Origin of the sequence: Lysinibacillus louembei, from assembly GCF_033880585.1 — a bacterium.
GTDB lineage: Bacteria > Bacillota > Bacilli > Bacillales_A > Planococcaceae > Metasolibacillus > Metasolibacillus louembei.
The window spans coordinates 901040-922114 of sequence record NZ_CP137624.1 but is presented as its reverse complement, the minus strand read 5'-3'; the positions used below and the strand labels follow the sequence as shown (position 1 = coordinate 922114).

The window sequence follows — 21075 nt, the reverse complement described above, 5'->3', positions numbered from 1 at the left end:
AAAACAGGAGGGCATCATGCCATATCATTACGCTGACTCAAAACTAAAACTTTTCTCACTAAACTCAAATAACCCACTTGCACAAGAAATTGCACAAGAGATGGGTGTAGAGTTAGGTAAATCATCTGTAAAGCATTTCAGTGATGGAGAAATTCAAATTAGCATTGAAGAAAGTATTCGTGGTTGCGATGTATTCATTGTGCAGTCAACTTCTGCACCTGTAAATGAACATTTAATGGAGCTTTTAATTATGGTTGATGCAGTAAAACGCGCCTCTGCACGTACTGTCAATGTAGTTATGCCTTACTATGGCTATGCTCGTCAAGACCGTAAAGCAAAAGCACGTGAGCCAATTACTGCAAAATTAGTAGCGAACCTATTAGAAACTGCTGGTGCAACACGCGTTATCGTATTAGATTTACATGCACCACAAATTCAAGGTTTCTTCGATATTTTAATCGACCATTTAGTAGCAGTGCCAATTCTTGCTGACTACTTTGGCTCAAAAGGCTTTAATTCGGACGAAGTTGTCATTGTATCACCAGACCATGGTGGTGTAACGCGCGCACGTAAAATGGCAGAGCGTCTAAAAGCACCAATCGCAATTATTGATAAACGCCGTCCAAAACCAAATGTGGCAGAAGTAATGAATATTGTAGGTAATGTTGAAGGTAAAATTTGTATTTTAATTGATGATATTATCGATACGGCTGGTACAATTACAATCGGTGCAAACGCATTATTAGAATCAGGTGCGAAGGAAGTATATGCTTGCTGCTCACACCCTGTATTATCTGGTCCTGCGATTGAGCGTATTGAAAATTCAGCAATTAAAGAGTTAGTCGTAACAAATACAATTCAGCTATCGGAAGAAAAGAAATCACCAAAGATTAAAGAGCTTTCTGTAGCAAAATTAATGGCAGATGCAATCTCTCGTGTTTATGAAAACAAATCGGTAAGTACATTATTCGATTAATCATTAAGAGCTGTATAGAAGGTAGTTCAACTACCTCCTATACAGCTTTTGTCATTTTAAAAAAATAGTTGTGCAGAACATTACATTCGCTATAATCAAGTTAACAACAATAGAAAGTAGCGGTTGAATGAGAACTTATAATGAAAAGATAAGCATTTATCATGGAATGGCATCGACATTGACGCTGAATACAACAGCAAACTATATTCCGATATTTTCGATGGCAATTTTAGGAGCGACCAATTATCAGGTAGGGTTAATTAGCTCAATTCCGCCCTTGATCACATTATTAATGACAGTGCCAGCTGCGATTATGCTCAATAAAGCGGCGGAACAGAAGAAGCTTGTTGCCTTTTCAGTATTGATGGCAAGGCTTGTTTTTATGCTGTTAATTTTTATTGCCTATATTCCACAATCCATTGCATCATGGGCATTATTAGCACTAATTGCACTGATGAGCATTCCGAACACAATGGCTAATATGGGCTGGCAGGCATTGATTGGCAATATGATTGAGGACAGAAGGCGCGGGCAATTTTTCAGTGACCGCAATCGGCTGTTAACAATCGTAGGACTGATTTCAACATTGACAATTGGCATTATTATGCGTGATGCAACAACGAACACCTTAGCCTATCAGCTGCTCTTTGGATTAGCCTTTTGCTTTGGTTTATTGGAGGTTTATTTTTTGTTGAGGCATGAGGAAGGAACACCTGTGCAGCAAAAGGAACATAAGAAAGCGATGAATTGGGCAATTTTCAAAGACACAAATTATGTCCGCTTTTTATTGGTGGCATTAATTTTTAATTTCGGCTGGCAAATGGCATGGGGACTTTTTAATATTTACAATGTGCGCTATGCAGAGGCGACGATTTTTTGGATTAGTATGTTTAGTGCTGCCAATATGCTTGCACAAATTTTTTCCTTCCCATTATGGCGTAAATGGGCTGATAAGTATGGCAATATGCGCGTCTTTGTATGGGTAGCCTTCGGAATGGCTGTTGCTCCATTTGCGATGGCATTGTCAACAAACCTTATTTATTTAACATTGATGTCCGTGCAATCGGGCTTATTCGTATCAGGTACAGTTTTAATTTTATTTAACTTACTGTTGGAAAATTCGCCAAAGGAAAACCGTACATATTGCATCACCAGCTATAATGTATTGCTAGCAATTATCGCCTTTATTGCACCACAAATTGGTATTTGGCTACTCGAAGCATTTACGATGACAACTGCGATGAATATTAGCACGATTGTTCGATTGGCTGGAGCCTTTGGATTCTTGTATGTATGGATGACAAGCAGGGGTCGTGGAGCATTGTAATAAAACAACAAGGCTGTACTTCTGTGACGAATGGTCGTAGAAGTACAGCCTTTCTACATTTGAATGGTTATCTTCGCTACTTCTGTTTTGATGGTGTCCTTTGAAGGATAGTAATAATTAAAATTACTAAGCCAGCTACACCGATAAGCACGGCCATAAAATGATAATCTAAAGACATGAGTAAGATATAGAGCAATCCAATTACACCTAGTAAAATTGGATTGCTTAAGCCCTTTTGTTCTTTGTTTCGTTCAAGATAGGCTATTACAAATAGGAATAAAGAGGCGAGCAACAGGGGTATGTATATTAAATCCAAGAAATTCACCTCATTTTTTGTAATTAGCTCGATAGTTTATAGTGCTGAGAATGACAAAAATGAGTGAGGCACCTAAATAAAAAATAAAGCTAGTTTTATAGAAAAGTATTATAGAAACTGTGAGCAATAGAGTATTGATTGACCTTTATTTTATAGAGAGTACATATGGGTTAATACTGTAATATAACTTAATAGAACTATCCTCATTTTAACACTGTATATAGCGCCTTCACAATTGCGTGATTCCGCATAAAATGCATGTGGAATTATGCAATTAGAGTACCTCTAATTTTAAAAATAATGAAAATAAATCCTGAATTATAGACTATTGTACTTGATGTGATTATGAGACAATGTTACTATAACTTCTGAGTAAGCGGGGTGATAAAGTTGGTATACAAAAATAAAATATTTGAGAAAATGAAGGCAATTGTTCTATCAGCTAATTTAGATCATAACTTTCAAGCAGCTTTATTAAGGTACATAAGCGAAAAGCAAGATTCTTCAATGGACTTTGGGGAGCTTTGTATTTTTCATTATCAGGCTTTTGCACAGCAAGCAAAAGTGGATGAAGATATTATTGCTATTGCTGCCGCTGTTGAGCTATTAATATTGAGCTTTGATATAATAGATGATTTGCAGGATGGGGATGCGGATTATTTGTGGTGTCAAGATCCGGCGATGGGCATGAATGCTGTTTTAGCTATGCTCTTTTTAACAGTCAAATGCCTTCAAGAAAGCACATTTTCACATAAGGAACAAGCAATTCAGCTGCTGCATGAATTTGCGTTAAAAAGCATTAACGGGCAGTACTTAGATATTAAAAATCAAGGACAAGACGAAGCATCTTATTTAAAGATGATTGAAACGAAATCCGGTGCGTTAATTGCATTAAGTAGCTCGATTGGCGCTACGCTAGCGACTGGTAAAATGGATGAAAGCATCATTCAATATTCCACGTATATTGGTGTCGTTCAACAAATATTAAATGATATTCACGATTTGAAAACATGGGGCAAGAAAAATGATATGTTGAATCGTAGATTTTCTTTACCAATCATTTATTTAATGGAACAGCCAGAGGCATATGCTGATATTTTAAAAAAGTATTACAATGATATGGCAATGGAAATTGACAGTGCTTATTTTGAAAATATTTTGTTAGAAAGTGGCGCAATCCGTTATGCACTTGCGCTAAAAAATGTGTTTAAATATAAGGCGTTAGATTTAATAGAAACGATGCCATTCAGCAGTATAGATAAGGAGCATTTAAAAGCATTAGTAGAATAGGAGAATTTATGATAGTTAGCAAAGTAATTAACCGTTTAAAGAATGAATAGTTTTAATAATATACAAAAATTTCTATATTAGTTGAATATACATACTAAATAGCCATCTATCCTGTTTTTTAGGATAAATGGCTATTTAGCATCTTAATCATATATTAGCATTTCTAAAAAGCTTGAAATATAGTAAGTAACACGAAAAAGAATATACCGAGTAACAGGAGATGAATGTATTCATAATCTCCCAAATAGCGGTTAATTACTAGCACCCACATATCTTTGTTATAATAAAATAACAATGCATTTTACATAGTTCATTCTTTTCTCTTGTACCCCCTACTGAATACTATATAGCCTTCTCCTTTGTAGTGACAATTGCATGATTTCGCTGCGGTATGTGTAATATTCAGTATAAAATAGATGAGAGAAAGTTAAAATGAAGGGAGAACAATCGTGATAAAAGTAAGTATCATAATGGTTTTAACTGGGATTGTGTATATGGTCACCCGAAAATACAAAATCGGAAATCCTCTATATTTGACTGTTGTAATGGGTGTTATGCTGATTATGGGGTCATGGGTCATTGATTAATACATAGATAGATTATGATAAGTTTGAAAGGAAAGAGAGCAAAATGATAAATCGAAATACCATCATTTTTAGCATCATCTTCTTATCCACATTTTTATTTTTCAATGATATGTTTAGTTATCATGCTAGTATTGTCAGTTTGCTTTTTCGTATAGGTTTTTCTTTATTTTGGCTTTCCATTATTCATTTGTTAAATACCCCAACCTATAATAAAGCTAAATAAAAGCCTGAGGAAGCATCGTTGTTTTCTCAGGCTTTCTATTTAAGGCTGTTGTGAGATTTTACAATATTCATATTTTTTATTAACGTTAGCTTCACAAAACTCCTTTACACTTACAAATAGATGAACAGAGTTTGAGGAGGAAAAGGAAATCATGAAAAAATACGCATCATTGTTTTTGGCAAGTACAATCGCTTTATCAGCAGTTAGTATTCCACAACAGGAGGTACAAGCTGCTGAAGTAGCAAAGCCTAAAAATGTCATTATGCTTGTGATGGATGGCAGTAGCAATAATGCGGTGACGCTAGCTCGCTGGTATAAAGGCGAAAAATTAGCAATGGACGAAATTTTAACAGGGGCTGTCCGCACGTATTCAGCAGAATCAGCCATTACAGACTCTGCACCAGCAGCAACAGCGTTAGCAACTGGACATAAATCAAATGATAAATATATTGGTGTACTGCCATCTGTAGTTAATTCACCTGGTCTGGAGCAAGTTGCTGAGGAAGATGCATTTAAACCTGTAGCAAATGTGCTTGAAGGTGCAAAACAGCAAGGAAAGGCGACTGGCTTAATTTCTACTTCTGAAATTCAGCATGCAACACCAGCGGGCTTTTCTGCACATGCGAAAAATCGTAGCCAATATGATGATATTGCTGAGCAACAAGTTTATCAAAATATCGATGTTGTGTTAGGTGGCGGCTATGATTCATTAGTTCCTGGTGAATTGGAGCAAGCCTCTGCTGCATTTAAATTAGGTTCAGTAAAAAATGTGCGCAAAGACGGCGAAAATTTATTAGATGTATTAAAGGATAAAAATTATGCTTTTGTACAAACGCGTGATGAATTATTAAATACAAATGCCTCTAAAATTTGGGGTAGCTTTGCACCAAGCGCTCTTGCCTATGACTTTGATCGTGCAACAACAAAGCCCTCTGAGCCGACATTAGCTGAAATGACCAATAAGGCAATCGATACATTGAAAAAGGATGAGGACGGCTTCTTCCTATTTGTTGAAGGCAGTAAAGTAGACTGGGCTGCACATGCAAACGATACAATCGGGATGATTAGCGATATTTTATCATTTGATGATGCGGTAAAAGAGGCAGTGGAGTTTGCGAAGGAAGATGGCAATACTTTGGTTATTGCGGTAACAGACCATGGCAACAGCGGTATTACAATGGGGAACCTCAACACATCAGGCACATATTCAAGTATCCCAGTTTCTGCATATATTGACCCATTGAAAAAGGCGACAATGACAATTGAAGGTGCTTTAAGCCAATTAAAAGAAGACCGTTCAAACTTAGCAGAAGTAGCAGCACTTTATGGATTAGATGAATTGACAGAGGAAGAACTGGCAATACTACAAAATGCTGAAAACTTAGGCAACGCAATGGTTAAAATGTTAGCGAATCGTGCAAATATCGGCTATACAACAGGCGGACACACAGGTGACGATGTATTCCTATATTCATTCGGACCTTCGAAAGTAGCAGGATTAGTAGAAAACACAGATTTAGCACATGCCATGGCAGAATTTATGGGCTTTGATTTAGCGACATTAACAGACGAGCTATATGTACCCGCAACAAAAGCTCTTACGGAAAAAGGCTTTACAACAAAAATTGATTTAACGGATAAAGAAAACCCAGTATTTATTGCGCAAAAAGCTGATGTAACAGTGAAAATTCCAGTAAATAAAAATACAATGATTTACGAGAACACAGCGACAAATAATAAGAAAACACATACATTCGATACAATCAATGTGTACAATGGTGCTGATTTCTACATTTCGCAAAAGCTTTTACAGGAGATTAAGTAAACAACAAAGAGGGCGTCCGAAAAGTCATTTTAATATGGTCCCTTAGTCAAGGACAAATGTAAAAAAGGGTTTAGGCTGCCAAGAGATGGTTTCTGTATTGTACAGGAGCCATCTTTTTTAGGTTCCATTGATAGCGATAATTATTGTAGTAGACCATGTAGTGATCGATTTTAGCACGTACCTCGTCTAACGTTTTGGCCATGCTGAAATCAACCTCGTCTTTTAAGTGTCCGAAGAAGGATTCTTGTGGGGCATTATCCCAACAGTTACCTCGACGTGACATCGATTGACCAAGTTTGTAGTGCTTTAAAAGCTTTTGGAATTTAGGGCTTGTATAATGAACACCTTGATCGGAGTGGATGAAAGCATCTGGCTGGAGCTTTACACGTTTATTACGGAAGAGTTTTTTCACCGTTGTTGTGGCGATACCTAGCGTAATACGGTCTGATACATGATACGCTAAAATTTCATTCGTTGAGCCGTCTTTTATGGTCGATAAATAAGCCATCGTTCCGTTGTATGGAATATAGCTGATGTCTGTTAGTAATACTTTACCTGCCACACCTTGTTTGAATTCACGGTTTAATAAATTCGGCACCACGCGATGTTCTTTCGTTGCTTTCGCCATTTGTTTATAGGGATTCGGTTTACGATGTGGGCAAACGACGCCATATTTACGCATAATACGCTGGATTTTCTTTCGGTTCATGACGAGATCAAAATCTTGTTCAAGCGTCATTTTAATCGAGCGTGAACCTTTCTTATAACCACGACGCTTAAAGGCTTTTAAGATCTGGTCGCGTGCTTCTTCATCTCGTTTTTCCTTTACAGCTCGTGCTTCTTCTGTCTCTAAAAAGCGATAATAGCCTGAACGAGAGACGTTTAAAAGCGTACAAAAATACGTCACCATGCGTTTAAATGGAAACTGCTTAAGCGTATCTGCAATGAGTTGAAATACTTTACGTGCGCTTTGTTTTTGACTGTCGCTGAGCAGCCTCCTTTCGGTCACTTCGAGCTTTTTTAGTAGCTCGATTTGTCCTTCTAATAATTCAATACGAGCCGCTTGTCTTTCTACCATTTCTGTCATGGTTAATTCACGCTGTAACGGTCTGCCTGAGCTCGTTTTTCGCGTATCTGTCAGACCAATTAATCCATTTTGATCATACGCTTTTCGCCAACGTGAAGAAGCTTGTTCAACACGCTTCATCCCGAGCACTTCGATATCAAAGCCATATTCGCTAAAGATCTGTCTTGGTGTTTTACCAGCCAAATACTCATCGATAAATTGGCTTTTAAATGTATCTGCGTACGTAATTGTTCGTTCGGTTACTTTGACTACATGTGGATTCTGTTGTAGTTGTTCCATCTGTTTTGGTGAAAATAATTGTTTACTCATCGTTGTTGTCCGTCCTTTAGTTGCTTGAGAATCAAGTATATAAAAAATACCTGTGAAGTGCACACTCTTTTTCAAGTGTCCACTCCACAGGTACCATATTATTTTGGGCCGCTCCTTTTTATATTTAGAGAAGGCTGTTTTCATTTGTAAATAAATGAGTGTGACGCTGGCAAAAATCAAAAAACTTTTCAACATGAGCCCTACTTGTTTTCAATCAATCTATTTTTTATTAAGAGGAAGCCACCATATATACCTAGTGCTACTTGAATAGCTCCATAAATCCTGACAAACACATTGGAATGTTCGAGAACGCGTGTTAGCCCATTAGAAATTAACATGGCTGAAAATAAGACAATCATAAGCTTCATATAACCGTTCATTGCTCTATTTCTCCTTACTAATTAAAGTGATACTTTGCTACTTATCCCTATCAAGTAACAACTTACTTTGCATTTTTATTAATAAATTCCCACTTATAAGAATAAGCAGTATGATAACTAACCATCTACTATATTCGTGAAATTGCTGAAATAAGAAGTAGCTAACAAGGGGAATAAAAGCAATAAAGATATCCACTAGCATACTTAAAAATTTTATATTTTGTGCATTATTTTTCGCAAGGCGGTTATTAATAAACATATAAATGAACCAAATAGCTAAAACAAAAAAGTAGTGTTTAGCTGGTGTTTGTGTAACGCTGGCAAGATAAAAGCACGATATTGTTGCGATTAAAAAGAACACCTTGACGATGAACGTCATTTCACTTTTCTCCTGTAGGTAGCAGTATAGGGATAGTATAAGATAGTGCCAATACCCCTTTATTCATTTTTTGCCCTTCGTTTATAGATAATGCCATTAATCAACAACCAAGTTCCTAACACCATGGACAAGGTAAAAGATGTTTTATTAACTTCTGTTTTTAATAAAATTGCCACAAAATTATTTAAAAATATAATTGCACATAAAATAAAAAATAAATTAGCTCTTCCATTATTACTCATGACTGTTCTTTCTTTCGTTTACTTTTTTACGAGTGTCGTTGACATACCATAAAAAGAAGCCTGACGATAATGCTAAAACAAAGGGTGACCAATTAAATCTTCCATCTAAAATTGCTGTATATAAAGTTCCCGTTATACCGAACATACAGATGATTGTTAATGTAATCATCACTTTTTTATCTTCCATCTATAAAACCTCCCTTATTCCCCATTGTAAAGTTAAGGAAATAAAAAAACAATTGCGTGATTCCGCATAAAAATGATGCGGTGTCTATAGTAGGAATAATCTAGCATCTGTAAAAAATTGTGTTATTCTAGCAATGAGACGAGTTTTTAAGGAGGAAGTAAGAAAAGATGTTTTTCAAAACAAGTGATCATAAGATTAAATATGCGAATAACGCTTATTGGTGCACTTTTGTATTTTGGGGAGGCGTATTACTGATAAATTCCTTTTCACAGCATTTTTATGACAAAAGGCTATTAGCAAATGACTTTTTAATATTGATTATAGGATTAACTTTATTTTTTATAGTTCATTTTTTATCTAAATTATTAGATGCTTTATCTAGCTCTAACAATTAGAGAATGATACATACAGGACAAAATCACCAACAAAGGACACTGAGCAATTTCTATGGTAGAATAGGCTAGAATTGCATAAGTAGATAAAACTAAAAGGGTGAACATAGATGAAATTGATTATTGGTTTAGGCAACCCTGGCAAGCAATATGCGCATACACGTCATAATATTGGCTTTGATGTGATTGATGCATTAGCTGAAAAATGGGGAGCACCATTAAATCAAACGAAATTTAATGGCATGTATGCGACGCTGCACCGTCCAGAAGGTAAAGTAATGTTGTTAAAGCCGTTAACATATATGAATTTATCGGGGGAATGTGTGCGTCCGATAATGGATTATTTTGATATTGCCGTAGAGGATATTATCGTCATTTATGATGATTTAGATTTAGAAACAGGTAAGCTGCGTTTACGTCAAAAGGGAAGTGCTGGTGGACATAATGGGATTAAATCATTAATTCAGCACTTAGGAACGCAGGATTTTAATCGTATTCGTGTTGGCGTGAATCGCCCACCAGCAGGCATGAAGGTAGCAGATTATGTACTATCAAAATACTCGCAGGACGAACGACCGATTATGGACGATGCGATTAAAAAATCTTGCGATGCTGTGGAATTGGCGTTAACGAAAAAGTTTTTAGATGTAATGAATGTCTTTAACGGTGCATAAATAAACAACAGAAAGTCTATACTTTGAATACAGATATGTATTTGAAGGAGGACTTGCCTTGTCAGTTCGTTATCGTTGTAGACATTGTGAAACAGAGATTGGGACATTGCCATTTGATGCGGATGAAACAATTCGTAAGCTTCATCAATTTGAAATTGGTGAAGTGGATGATTATGTGGAAAGGGACGAGTGCGGAGATACAACAGTGCATTGTATATGTGAGCACTGTGAAGACTCCTTAAGGCAGTTTCCTGATTATCACGCATTAAAAAAATGGCTGCAATAAAATAATAAACTTAAGCTGTCCGAAAAGTAGATGGATTTCTATTTTTCGGACAGCTACTTGTACTTTTATTGAAATATTTACCTATATGCGAAAATTAAGGGCTCTACGAAAGGAGGCTTTGCTATGGAAGTTTTTCATCAATTATTCTCGCAAGATAAGCATATAAATGCATTTTTACAGCAAGTAACGAAGGACCGTCAAGCAAGCCAATTAGTAACAGGCTTAACAGGTGGCGCTAGGCCAGCATTGTTACAAGCCGTTTATTTAGAAACAGGGCGACCGTTGTATGTGTTAGCGCCAAACTTATTGCAAGCACAAAAACTAGTGGATGATTTAACAGCACTTGTTGGAGAGGAGGAGGTGCACTATTACCCAGCCGAGGAGTTTATTGCAGCAGGGATGTCTGTAGCATCCCCAGAGCTTCGAGCACAGCGAATTACGACACTTGACTATTTAGTTAATCATAAGCGTGGCATTTATATTATTCCTGTTGCAGGTATGCGCAAAATGATGACGCCAATGAATATATGGCAGTCACATATATTGCATACAGCAGTCGGCGAGGAAATTGTCATTGAGGAATGGCTGAATCAGCTTGTGACAATGGGGTATAGTCGCAGTCAAATGGTGACAACACCAGGCGAATTTGCAGTGCGTGGAGGAATTTTAGATATTTATCCGCTCGATGCAGAGGCACCAGTTCGTATCGAGTTATTTGATACAGAGGTAGACTCAATTCGAACATTTTCAGCAGATGACCAGCGCTCAATTGATAAGCTGAGCAGTGTACGCATTCTACCAGCAGCAGAATTGCTGTTAAATGCAGAGCAGCGCGTACAGCTCGCAGTTCGTTTAGAGGAAGCGCTAGCAAATAGCTTAAAAAAAGTAAAAAAGCAGGAAATTCAAGAGCTGCTTTACCAATATATTCAACAAGATATTGCGTTATTGAAGGATGGAAATTTGCCTGATACTGTCGCAAAGTATGGCTCATTATTGTTTGAGCAGCAAACATTTTTAGGTGATTATTTTGCACAGGATGGTATCGTCTTTTGGGATGAGCTTGGGCGCATTCAAGAAGTAGCAGATGCATGGGAGCGCGAGGAGACGGAATGGTTTTTATCGTTAATTGAAGAGGGCAAAATGCTGCATGATGTAAAGCCATCGTTCACATTAAAAGAAATTGATGCGATGCTCACATTACCAAACTATTATTTTGCGTTATTCACAAGAACGTTTTCAGGCTTCAAGTTTAATAAAACAGTGAACTTTTCTTGTAAGCCGATGCAGCAGTTTCATGGGCAAATTGCTTTGCTGCAATCAGAGCTTGGGCGTTGGCAGCAGGAGAAATATACTATTTTATTTGCAGCAGAAGGCAAAGAGCGTCTTGCAGCGATTCAGCGTACATTGGAAGACTATCAAATTCATGCACAGCTAGGATTAGGGCAAGGAGCAGGCATTTATTTAATTGATGTCGCATTAACGAATGGCTTTGAGCTACCACTTCAAAAAATAGCGGTTGTAACAGATGACGAGCTATTTAAGCAGCAGACAAGAAAACGAGCACGCTCACAAAAAATGTCCAATGCAGAGCGCATTAAAAGCTACTCGGAAATTCAGCCTGGCGATTATGTTGTGCATGTGCATCACGGTGTAGGGAAATATATCGGTATTGAGACACTCGTTGTTGGTGGTCAGCATAAAGATTATTTGCATATTCGCTACAGAGCAGACGATAAGCTCTATGTATCTGTTGACCAAATCGACTTAGTGCAAAAATTTGTTGGGTCAGAGGACAAGGAGCCGAAGCTACATAAGCTAGGTGGACCAGAATGGAAAAAGGCAAAGGCGAAGGTGGCTTCTGCGGTACAGGATATTGCAGATGATTTAATTAAGCTTTATGCAAAACGTGAGGCAGAGAAGGGCTTTGCTTTCTCTCCTGATTCAGATGACATACGTGCATTTGAGGATTTATTCCCTTATGAGGAAACAGAGGACCAGCTGCGCACAATTATTGAAGTGAAGCGCGATATGGAGCGTGAGCGACCGATGGACCGTCTTGTTTGTGGTGACGTTGGCTACGGTAAAACGGAGGTAGCGATTCGTGCGGCATTTAAAGCGATTCAGGATGGCAAGCAGGTTGCCTTTTTAGTGCCAACAACGATTTTGGCACAGCAGCATTTTGAAACGATGCAGCAGCGCTTCGAAGAGCAAGCTATTAATGTTGGCTTATTAAGCCGTTTCCGCACGAAAAAGCAGCAAACGGAAACAATAAAGGGCTTGCGCAATGGAACAGTTGATATGGTAATTGGCACACATCGCATGTTATCAAAGGATGTTGTTTATAACGATTTAGGATTGCTGATTGTGGATGAAGAGCAGCGCTTTGGTGTAACGCACAAAGAAAAAATTAAGCAGCTCAAAACAAATGTCGATGTGCTGACATTAACAGCTACGCCGATTCCACGTACATTGCATATGTCGATGGTTGGTGTGCGAGATTTATCTGTTATTGAAACACCACCACAAAACCGCTTCCCTGTGCAAACATATGTTATGGAGCATAACGGAGCGCTTGTGCGTGAGGCAATTGAGCGAGAAATGGCGCGCGGTGGGCAAACGTTTTATTTATATAATCGTGTAGAGGATATGGCTCGCCGTGTTGAGGAAATTCAAATGCTAGTGCCAGAAGCACGTATCGGCTTTGCACATGGTAGAATGACAGAATCAGAGCTAGAGGCGACGATTTTGGAGTTTTTAGAGGGGGAATACGATGTGCTTGTTACAACAACAATTATTGAAACAGGTGTCGATATTCCAAATGTTAATACATTAATTGTGCATGATGCCGATCGTATGGGGCTGTCACAGCTTTATCAATTGCGTGGACGTGTTGGACGCTCAAATCGTGTCGCATATGCTTATTTCATGTATCAGCGCGACAAAGTGCTGACAGATGTGGCAGAGCAGCGCTTACAGGCGATTAAAGAATTTACTGAATTGGGCTCAGGCTTTAAAATTGCGATGCGCGATTTATCAATTCGTGGAGCAGGAAACTTATTAGGTGCACAGCAGCACGGCTTCATTGATGCAGTCGGCTTTGACTTATATTCACAAATGTTAGAGGAGGCAATTGTCGAGCGTCAAACAGGTGTGAAAAAGGAAGAGAAGCCAGACGTCGAAATTATTTTGCATACAGAGGCATATATTCCTGATGCTTATATTCCAGATGGCTATCAAAAAATTCAAATGTATAAGCGTATTAAAGCGATGGAGCATGTCGAGGATTATGTAGAAATTATTGATGAAATGCAGGATCGCTTCGGTGATGTACCAACAGAAACGGTGCGCTTACTACGCATTGCGCGCATGAAGGTATGGGCTTTAGCAGCAGGCGTTGAGTCAATTAAAGAAAAGCAGGGCGTGATTTCCATTCATTTATCAGAGCAAGGTACAGCGCAAGTAGATGGTGGAAAAATTGTTTCTGAATCAATGAAATACGAGCGCGCAACAGGCTTCAGCATGGATGGCGTGAAGCTGACAATAACAATCGACAGCAAGCGCTGTAACAAGCATTTGCCATTTGATGTATTAGAAGGCATGATGCAAATTATTGCCGAGGCAATAAAAGAGCCTGTGGAGCAGTGATATTGAAAACATTATAGAGGTTAAAAAATATGGCAGTTGGAAAAGTTCTCTCTTTTCCAACTGCCAAAATTTTTTGGTTGAGCTTGCATACATTTCAACATTTTACACCATACTAGGAAAAAGCATAGTTTGAATTTGTTGAAAGTGAGGCAATTAATAATGAAAGCAACAGGAATTGTACGACGTATTGATGATTTAGGACGAGTTGTTATTCCGAAAGAAATTAGACGCACGATGCGTATTCGCGAGGGAGATCCGCTTGAAATTTATACAGACCGAGAAGGCGAAGTAATTTTAAAAAAATACTCACCAATTAATGATTTAGGTGAATTTGCACAGGAATATGTAGAATCGCTTTATGAAACGTTTGGCACACCTGCACTAATTAGTGACCGTGATGAAGTCATTGCGATTGCAGGTGCCTCGAAAAAGGAGTATGTCAATCGTAGACTATCTGCCTTTGCAGAGGACTGCTTGAAATCTCGTAATACGACGCTCGAAAAATTGGAAACAACTTTGGAAATTGTACCAGGACAGTTTGAGCAGGTAAAGTCTTACTGTATCGTACCAATCGTTAACAATGGCGATATTATTGGAGCCGTTTATTTATTTTCCAAGGCACACTTTATCGGTGAAGTCGAACAAAAAGCAGCGGAGCTAAGCGCAACATTTTTAGCGAAGCAAATGCAGCATTAATTCCAAAGCCACTGGATGCAGCGAATGAGCTCATTTGGTGGTTTTTTGTTATGCGGTGCCAGGCACACACACAATTCTCACACAATTTCGAGGCGCAACTTCTCCTGAGCAAAACAGTCCTTCTACGAGAGCTGCTGTATTCATGCTATACTGTAGGCACTCGTATAGATGAGGAAGGGTTGTAACGATGACGCAATATGGAATGAAAAAATATATGAGAGGTGCGCTTTTATTGACGCTAGCAGCACTTTTAGTAAAAGTGCTGAGTGCGGTTTATCGCGTGCCTTTTCAAAATTTAGTTGGGGATGAAGGGTTTTACGTTTATCATCAAGTGTATCCCTTTATTTCATTTTTTGTTGTATGGACATCTGGTGGCTTTGCCGTAGCGATTTCGAAAATGCTGGCAGATACGACGGATGTAAGTGTACGACGGGCAATTTCTAAAGTTATTTTTAGCTATTTAACAGTTCTTTCTGTTTTGTTTTTTAGTTTATTATTTTTTGGTGCACAGACATTGGCACAATGGATGGGTGATGACAAACTAGAACCGTTATTGCAGACGGGCGCATTTGTGACACTTTGTATGCCGACACTTGCTTTATTAAAGGGAGCTTTCCAAGCCAAGGGTGTAATGGAGCCTGTTGCTTATGCACAGGTGTTTGAGCAATTGATTCGTGTCTTCGTCATTTTAGGTGGCACATTGTTAGTGATGCAAACATCGAAGTCGATTTATGCAGCAGGCAATATGGCGGTGTTGGGTGCGGTAGTCGGGGAAATTGCAGGCATAGCACTTCTGCTCATCTATATGCGTAAACAATTTGAGCCTGTGCGACATGCTACAAAAATAAATGCATGGCCGATTATTAAAGATGTAACATTGTTTAGCTTAAGTGTCAGCTTAAGCAGCTTAATGCTATTAGGCTTTCAGCTAGTGGATTCCTTTACGGTTTATACAGCGCTGCTAGAGCAAGGAATGCTGACGGAGCAGGCAATGGCACAAAAGGGAATTTATGATCGAGGGCAGCCACTTGTCCAGCTAGGTGTCGTGATTGCTTCATCGCTATCGTTAGCCATTGTGCCACTCATTGCGCAAAAAGTAAAAACAGCGGGGCGGGGAGCAATTCCATTTGTACAGCTGACATATCGTACAGCACTATTATTTGGAACGGCAGCCGCACTCGGATTAGTTATTACGATGCCATATGTCAATGAGCTGCTATTTACAACAACAGACCTATCAACGGTTTTAATGGTTGTGGTTGTGCAAATTATTCCGTTTTCAATTATTTTAACATTCACAGCGATTTTGCAAGGCTATGGAAAATTGAAAGTACCTGCATTGATAGTGATTGCAGGCTTTATTGTAAAATGGCTAGGCAATATATGGTTGCTCCCGCTCATTGGCATTAGTGGTGCAGCATTCGCCAGTGATTTTGGCTTGTTCCTTAGTGCGATTTTCCTTATGCTATATGTAAAGCGAATTGTCAATGTTCGATTAGCACCGAATGCCTTTTACAAGACGCTTGCACTGGCAAGCATGGCGATGATTGTAGTAGTAGAGGCGAGTGCTTTTATTTGCTCCATATTGCTTAGTGCAGTAGATGGGCGTATGCAGGCTGCGATGATGAGTGTGATTTTAATTTCAGTAGGTGCAGCTACGTTTATGACGATACTTGCGAAAAGCCGTGTACTAAAGGAAAAGGAATGGTTTTTAATTCCATTTGGTCGTCGGATGGCACTATACCAATTGTGGCTGAATCAAAGAAAGTAGGAAAAATGATGAATGAATTAACAGTAATCGGCTTAGGCGCAGCTGATTTTGAGCAGCTCCCACTAGGCATTTATAAAAAATTAACAAAAGCTCAAAAGCTATATGTACGCACGCTCGATCATCCTGTTATCAAGGATTTGACAGCGGGAGGTATCGAATTTCATAGCTTCGATGCTATTTATGAAAAGCATGATACATTCCAGCCTGTTTATGAGGAAATCGCTACATATTTAATGGAAGCAGTACAGCATGAGCCGATATTATATGCAGTACCAGGACATCCGCTTGTTGCAGAGCAAACGGTACAGCATTTAATTGAGGCAGCCCGCAATGGACAAATTGCGTTGAAAATTGAGGGGGGACAAAGCTTCCTCGACCCAATTTTTACTGCACTGCAAATTGATCCAATCGAAGGCTTTCAATTATTAGATGGCACAAACTTGACGATGGATGAACTGAACATGCGTCAGCATATTTTAATTGCACAAGTATATGATGAGTTCAGTGCCTCAGAGGTCAAGCTCACATTAATGGAGAAGTATCGCGATGATTATCCTGTGACGATCGTGACAGCAGCAGGCTCATCTCAGGAAAAGTTAGTGACGGTACCACTATACGAGTTAGACCAAGCGGCAGAGCTGAACAATTTGACAACCGTCTACGTGCCACCTGTAACAACAGACGAGGATGCACTGCGTGATTGGACGACATTGCGCCGTATTATTGCGGTATTGCGCGGACCAAATGGCTGTCCTTGGGATCGCAAGCAAACACATGAATCATTGAAAAAATATTTAATTGAGGAAACACATGAGTTTTTAGCGGCTGTTGATTCGGAAGATGATTTCGCAATGGTCGAGGAGCTAGGCGATGTCCTGTTACAAGTATTTTTACATGCGCAAATTGGTGAAGATAACGGCTATTTTAATTTAGAGGAAGTGCTGGCATCAGTTAGCGAAAAAATGATTCGTCGTCATCCACATGTTTTCGGCGATGTATCAGCAGAGGATGCCGATGCAGTTGTAGCAAATTGGGAGGCAATTAAGCGTCAGGAAAAGGGTGAGTCAGAGGAGCCGCTTTTAGCAGGCGAATACCGTGTAGACTCATCATTGCAAACATCTTATAATTACCAAAAGAAGGCGGCATCTGTTGGCTTTGACTGGCCAAATGCTGATGATGCATGGGACAAATTTGCGGAGGAATGGCAGGAATTCCGCAAAGAGATTACAGAAGGCTCAGCAAATTCACGCCTTGATGAATTCGGTGATGTCTTATTTACATTAGTGAATATTGCACGCTTCTATAAAATTTCCCCAGAGGAAGCAATGATTCATGCAAATGAAAAATTTGCCCGTCGCTTTGGCTATGTGGAGCAGCAAGTAAAGGCGAGTGGACAAGATTTCACAGCATTCACGTTAGAACAATTAGACGCCTTTTGGAATGAGGCAAAAAAGCAGGAAAAGGGAGAATAATTATGCGATTAGATAAATTTTTAAAAGTATCAAGATTAATTAAACGCCGTACGCTAGCAAAGGAAGTTGCAGTACAAGGGCGTATTACAATTAATGACAAAGTAGCGAAGGCAAGCAGCACAGTAAAGGTTGGTGACGAGCTAGCAATCCGCTTCGGGCAAAAAATTGTGACAGCCCGCGTTGAGCAGCTAAACGAAAATGCTCGCAAGGAAGATGCAGCAAATATGTTCACGATTTTAAAGGAAGAGCGCCTAGAAAAAATCGAGCCAGAGTTTATCGACGACGAGGACTAAGCATATGGCAGATGAAAAACAATGCCCGCTATGCGGCGGCAACAATCATTGTGGTGTTGCGAGTCAAAAAGGTGACTGCTGGTGCATGACAGCAAATTTCCCAAAGGAAATGCTATCAGAAAATCCGACAAGCTGTATTTGTGAGAAGTGCTTGGAGGAGTATAGGAAGCATAATATGTGAAAAAGTAGGCATATGTCTAGCGAATAAGTGCAATATTTTTCTCGTATTGCCTACTAGAGTAGAGGAATATTGATAGATAATACCTATGATTTTCAGGCAAAAAAATAAAGTGTATGAAACCTGCTCAAATATGCATCTGAGCAGGTTTTCCATCTTTCTCTAACAAAATTGTATCTCTCTACATGGTTGCATCGTCTTATACGCAACAAGACGAATTTGTAGAGGTGAGAAAATGGACACAGAATTATTAAAGGTTTTTGATCATCATGGAAAGCATACAGGGATAGCCACAAGAGAAGAGGTGCATAGCAAAGGACTATGGCACGAAACATTCCATTGTTGGTTTATTAGCAAAGAGGAGGATAAACATTTTCTTCATTTTCAAATGAGATGTGCTGAAAAGAAGGATTATTCGAATCTGTTAGACATAACAGCAGCAGGGTATATCAATGCAGAGGAAAATGTTGCAGATGGTATTAGGGAAGTGCATGAAGAGCTAGGCATAGATTTAGCACTAGAGGATTTAATTTATATTGGGTGTATACAGGATGAAATTATTCAAGACATCATCATTGATAGGGAATTGGCACATATATTTTTTTATAACATACCCAATCCGCTAAATTACACATTTCAAATGGAAGAAGTCGTAGGCATAATGAAGGTAGAGTTAGCGTTATTTGAACAGTTATGGTTTGGGAAAATAGAGAATATTTGCGCTACAGGTATCGTAGTAGATAAGAAGCTGAGACAAGTTGAAGTAGATAGACGAGTAGCTAAAGGTGATTTTTTACCTCATACTAATGCCTATATATCTAATGTTTTAATGGAGTTAAAAAAGATAATTGAATAACAGGGAGGTTTTGTATTGAAAAAATTACTTTCCATCACCCTATTAGTATTTGTTATCGCAATATCGGTTGTGTATTTTAAGACAGATACAGTAAAAGGCTTATTAAAGGTAGAGAGCATTTCGACAAAGTTTACTGTTGAAAAGGTAGAAGGTATAAGCTTTGAGAGCATTACAGTAACAAAGGAACAACAGGCTGAAATAGCTACATATATCGAAAACTTAAAACTGAAGAAAATAAAAAATAGCTCCTATGACATATTGGACACTGTGTATCGTATTAATTGGAATGCTTCAAATACCCTTTATCTTGTTGCGCCAAATATTATTGTTGTACCATTCAAAAGCACGCGCGGCTATCGTATAGTAAACGATGAGCAGTTTTTGAGGTATTTTGAAGTATTACTTAAGTAAGGAGTTATAACTATGCCTTTAACATTTGCACACCCGGCAGCAATATTGCCTTTTTCTCGAAGGAGTCGCTATGTTCATTTTGCCGCACTCGTTCTAGGAAGCATGGCGCCAGATTTTGAATATTTTTTAAGAGGACGACCAGGTGGGGAGATTGGGCATACATTTGCAGGCTTTCTTTACTTTAATCTTCCGTTAGTTATATGTGTGTATTGGATTTATCGTCAGTTTGTTCAGCAAAATATTTTAACGCATTTGCCTAATTTTTTGCAGGATACGACTCATTGTGAAACAGTAGGGAGTAAAGCATGGAAATCTATTGTTTTTTGTTATTCAGCATTGCTAGGGATGCTAACACATGTTGTATGGGATGCATTTACACATCGTACCGGCTTTATGGTTGAACAGCTTCTGATGCTTAATGAAACATATGGCTTACCCATTCCACTCTATAAGCTTTTACAGCATGGCAGCACCGTTATAGGGCTGACACTTATTTTAATTTATGTATGTTACAGAGCATCTGTTAGTAAAAATAAGTCAACGATTTCATTAAAACGAAAATTTGCTTTTTGGGGTGCGATAGCTGTTTTAACATTCGTATATGCCGCAATTTGGGGCATGATTGCCTATATGCCATTTACTAGCTATGGTGTATGGGTAGTGCGAGTAATTGATTCATTTTTTGTTAGTGTGTTAACGATTTGCATATTTTTGAATATAAAGAAACCAAGCTAGTTGCTTGGCTTCTTTATATTTGGTAGGTTTCCTGTCCCTTCTCATAAATAACTTTAGTTTTCTTGTTAAAATAATCTTTCGCCGATTTTAAACAGTAAAGGAATTATTGCTAATAAAGCAATACCTACAATTAATGTGGACAGGAAGAACTCACTCCACACAATCAAGCCTTTAGAAAACAGTTGATAAATAATGAGAGAATTGATTGGTATATTGAGCAATAAGCCTGTAAGAAGACCAGGTGCATAGCTTTTCATTAAAATAGTTGCCATCAAATGTGGGAAAATAGCATTGAGAATCATGGAGCCTAAAAAGCCGATGAACAGCCATTTTGCCAAATTAGACTGTGGAAAATGGCTAAAGCTAAATGCAGAGAAATAAGCGAAAAATGTAATGACAATGACAGCAAATCGAAACTCGTTTGGTGTGACGGGCTTTTGGTATTTTGAAGCCTGCTGTGACCATTTCGGTAGCCAAATGGCTTCTTCAATATTGTGCAATGTAATAGCGAGACAGAAAAGCAGTATAAGCAACATAG

Annotated in this window: 21 protein-coding genes; 15 read left to right on the top strand and 6 right to left on the bottom strand. The window is 38.5% G+C overall.

The features are described from left to right. The first annotated feature begins 16 nt into the window (after positions 1–16). From R6U77_RS04470 to R6U77_RS04455, 4 genes are all read left to right on the top strand, one after another. Entirely contained in the window at positions 17–976 is a 960-nt protein-coding gene (locus tag R6U77_RS04470) for a ribose-phosphate diphosphokinase (protein WP_293929430.1), read from the top strand. Between the two features lie 127 nt (positions 977–1103). Next, entirely contained in the window at positions 1104–2303 is a 1200-nt protein-coding gene (locus R6U77_RS04465) for an MFS transporter (protein ID WP_319837595.1), read from the top strand. A gap of 706 nt (positions 2304–3009) precedes the next feature. Next, entirely contained in the window at positions 3010–3909 is a 900-nt protein-coding gene (locus tag R6U77_RS04460) for a polyprenyl synthetase family protein (protein WP_319837594.1), read from the top strand. Positions 3910–4870: 961 nt separating this feature from the next. After that, positions 4871–6544 (top strand): alkaline phosphatase, encoded by a 1674-nt coding sequence (locus R6U77_RS04455; protein ID WP_319837593.1) that lies wholly within the window; start codon positions 4871–4873, stop codon positions 6542–6544. Positions 6545–6614: 70 nt separating this feature from the next. Here R6U77_RS04455 and R6U77_RS04450 read toward each other — a convergent pair whose 3' ends face one another. The 5 genes from R6U77_RS04450 to R6U77_RS04430 all read right to left on the bottom strand — a co-directional run bounded on the left by R6U77_RS04450 (position 6615) and on the right by R6U77_RS04430 (position 9128). Beyond that, positions 6615–7940: an IS3 family transposase gene (locus R6U77_RS04450; protein ID WP_319836349.1), complete on the bottom strand. Its 1326-nt coding sequence runs from the start codon at positions 7938–7940 to the stop codon at positions 6615–6617. 200 nt (positions 7941–8140) lie between these two features. Next, positions 8141–8320 (bottom strand): hypothetical protein, encoded by a 180-nt coding sequence (locus R6U77_RS04445; protein ID WP_319837592.1) that lies wholly within the window; start codon positions 8318–8320, stop codon positions 8141–8143. 37 nt (positions 8321–8357) lie between these two features. Next, on the bottom strand, positions 8358–8699 hold the full coding sequence (locus R6U77_RS04440; RefSeq protein WP_319837591.1) for a hypothetical protein: 342 nt from the start codon (positions 8697–8699) through the stop codon (positions 8358–8360). Between the two features lie 59 nt (positions 8700–8758). Then, positions 8759–8941: a hypothetical protein gene (locus R6U77_RS04435; RefSeq protein WP_319837590.1), complete on the bottom strand. Its 183-nt coding sequence runs from the start codon at positions 8939–8941 to the stop codon at positions 8759–8761. Then, positions 8934–9128, bottom strand: a complete 195-nt coding sequence (locus R6U77_RS04430; protein WP_319837589.1) for a hypothetical protein — start codon at positions 9126–9128, stop codon at positions 8934–8936. Before R6U77_RS04430 ends, R6U77_RS04435 begins: the two co-directional genes overlap by 8 nt. A 502-nt stretch (positions 9129–9630) precedes the next feature. Between R6U77_RS04430 and pth the strand changes: the two genes are divergently transcribed. From pth to R6U77_RS04375, 11 genes are all read left to right on the top strand, one after another. Next, positions 9631–10194, top strand: coding sequence for an aminoacyl-tRNA hydrolase (gene pth / locus R6U77_RS04425; protein ID WP_293929513.1), 564 nt, complete (start codon positions 9631–9633; stop codon positions 10192–10194). Between the two features lie 58 nt (positions 10195–10252). Further along, a complete protein-coding gene (locus R6U77_RS04420) occupies positions 10253–10480 on the top strand; it encodes an anti-sigma-F factor Fin (protein WP_319837588.1) in 228 nt (75 codons plus the stop codon). A gap of 123 nt (positions 10481–10603) precedes the next feature. After that, a complete protein-coding gene (mfd, locus tag R6U77_RS04415; RefSeq protein ID WP_319837587.1) occupies positions 10604–14125 on the top strand; it encodes a transcription-repair coupling factor in 3522 nt (1173 codons plus the stop codon). A gap of 159 nt (positions 14126–14284) precedes the next feature. After that, the gene (spoVT, locus tag R6U77_RS04410) at positions 14285–14821 is read left to right on the top strand and encodes a stage V sporulation protein T (RefSeq protein ID WP_293929511.1); all 537 of its coding nucleotides are present in this window, start codon (positions 14285–14287) and stop codon (positions 14819–14821) included. 187 nt (positions 14822–15008) lie between these two features. Next, entirely contained in the window at positions 15009–16592 is a 1584-nt protein-coding gene (locus tag R6U77_RS04405) for a putative polysaccharide biosynthesis protein (RefSeq protein ID WP_319837586.1), read from the top strand. Between the two features lie 8 nt (positions 16593–16600). Then, a complete protein-coding gene (gene yabN / locus R6U77_RS04400; RefSeq protein ID WP_319837585.1) occupies positions 16601–18064 on the top strand; it encodes a bifunctional methyltransferase/pyrophosphohydrolase YabN in 1464 nt (487 codons plus the stop codon). 2 nt (positions 18065–18066) lie between these two features. Beyond that, positions 18067–18357 (top strand): RNA-binding S4 domain-containing protein, encoded by a 291-nt coding sequence (locus R6U77_RS04395; protein ID WP_066165569.1) that lies wholly within the window; start codon positions 18067–18069, stop codon positions 18355–18357. Positions 18358–18361: 4 nt separating this feature from the next. Then, entirely contained in the window at positions 18362–18538 is a 177-nt protein-coding gene (locus tag R6U77_RS04390; protein ID WP_293929506.1) for a cysteine-rich CWC family protein, read from the top strand. 232 nt (positions 18539–18770) lie between these two features. Continuing rightward, positions 18771–19391: an NUDIX hydrolase gene (locus tag R6U77_RS04385; RefSeq protein WP_319837584.1), complete on the top strand. Its 621-nt coding sequence runs from the start codon at positions 18771–18773 to the stop codon at positions 19389–19391. A gap of 15 nt (positions 19392–19406) precedes the next feature. Beyond that, positions 19407–19802, top strand: coding sequence for a hypothetical protein (locus tag R6U77_RS04380; RefSeq protein ID WP_293929504.1), 396 nt, complete (start codon positions 19407–19409; stop codon positions 19800–19802). A 12-nt stretch (positions 19803–19814) separates the two neighbouring features. Then, positions 19815–20537 (top strand): DUF4184 family protein, encoded by a 723-nt coding sequence (locus tag R6U77_RS04375; protein WP_319837583.1) that lies wholly within the window; start codon positions 19815–19817, stop codon positions 20535–20537. A 65-nt stretch (positions 20538–20602) separates the two neighbouring features. On the opposite strand, the gene R6U77_RS04370 is transcribed toward R6U77_RS04375, so the two are convergent. Further along, positions 20603–21070 carry an HXXEE domain-containing protein gene (locus R6U77_RS04370; protein WP_319837582.1) on the bottom strand — a complete coding sequence of 156 codons (468 nt, stop codon included), beginning with the start codon at positions 21068–21070 and terminating at the stop codon, positions 20603–20605. Positions 21071–21075: the final 5 nt, after the last annotated feature.

What these genes read in the sequence shown, in the direction of transcription:
- R6U77_RS04470 (WP_293929430.1), top strand. Translation starts at nt 17, where the DNA reads ATGCCATATCATTACGCTGACTCAAAACTAAAACTTTTCTCACTAAAC.
- R6U77_RS04465 (WP_319837595.1), top strand. Translation starts at nt 1,104, where the DNA reads ATGAGAACTTATAATGAAAAGATAAGCATTTATCATGGAATGGCATCG.
- R6U77_RS04455 (WP_319837593.1), top strand. Translation starts at nt 4,871, where the DNA reads ATGAAAAAATACGCATCATTGTTTTTGGCAAGTACAATCGCTTTATCA.
- R6U77_RS04450 (WP_319836349.1), bottom strand. Translation starts at nt 7,940, where the DNA reads ATGAGTAAACAATTATTTTCACCAAAACAGATGGAACAACTACAACAG.
- R6U77_RS04445 (WP_319837592.1), bottom strand. Translation starts at nt 8,320, where the DNA reads ATGAACGGTTATATGAAGCTTATGATTGTCTTATTTTCAGCCATGTTA.
- R6U77_RS04440 (WP_319837591.1), bottom strand. Translation starts at nt 8,699, where the DNA reads ATGACGTTCATCGTCAAGGTGTTCTTTTTAATCGCAACAATATCGTGC.
- R6U77_RS04435 (WP_319837590.1), bottom strand. Translation starts at nt 8,941, where the DNA reads ATGAGTAATAATGGAAGAGCTAATTTATTTTTTATTTTATGTGCAATT.
- R6U77_RS04430 (WP_319837589.1), bottom strand. Translation starts at nt 9,128, where the DNA reads ATGGAAGATAAAAAAGTGATGATTACATTAACAATCATCTGTATGTTC.
- pth (WP_293929513.1), top strand. Translation starts at nt 9,631, where the DNA reads ATGAAATTGATTATTGGTTTAGGCAACCCTGGCAAGCAATATGCGCAT.
- mfd (WP_319837587.1), top strand. Translation starts at nt 10,604, where the DNA reads ATGGAAGTTTTTCATCAATTATTCTCGCAAGATAAGCATATAAATGCA.
- spoVT (WP_293929511.1), top strand. Translation starts at nt 14,285, where the DNA reads ATGAAAGCAACAGGAATTGTACGACGTATTGATGATTTAGGACGAGTT.
- R6U77_RS04405 (WP_319837586.1), top strand. Translation starts at nt 15,009, where the DNA reads ATGACGCAATATGGAATGAAAAAATATATGAGAGGTGCGCTTTTATTG.
- yabN (WP_319837585.1), top strand. Translation starts at nt 16,601, where the DNA reads ATGAATGAATTAACAGTAATCGGCTTAGGCGCAGCTGATTTTGAGCAG.
- R6U77_RS04395 (WP_066165569.1), top strand. Translation starts at nt 18,067, where the DNA reads ATGCGATTAGATAAATTTTTAAAAGTATCAAGATTAATTAAACGCCGT.
- R6U77_RS04390 (WP_293929506.1), top strand. Translation starts at nt 18,362, where the DNA reads ATGGCAGATGAAAAACAATGCCCGCTATGCGGCGGCAACAATCATTGT.
- R6U77_RS04385 (WP_319837584.1), top strand. Translation starts at nt 18,771, where the DNA reads ATGGACACAGAATTATTAAAGGTTTTTGATCATCATGGAAAGCATACA.
- R6U77_RS04375 (WP_319837583.1), top strand. Translation starts at nt 19,815, where the DNA reads ATGCCTTTAACATTTGCACACCCGGCAGCAATATTGCCTTTTTCTCGA.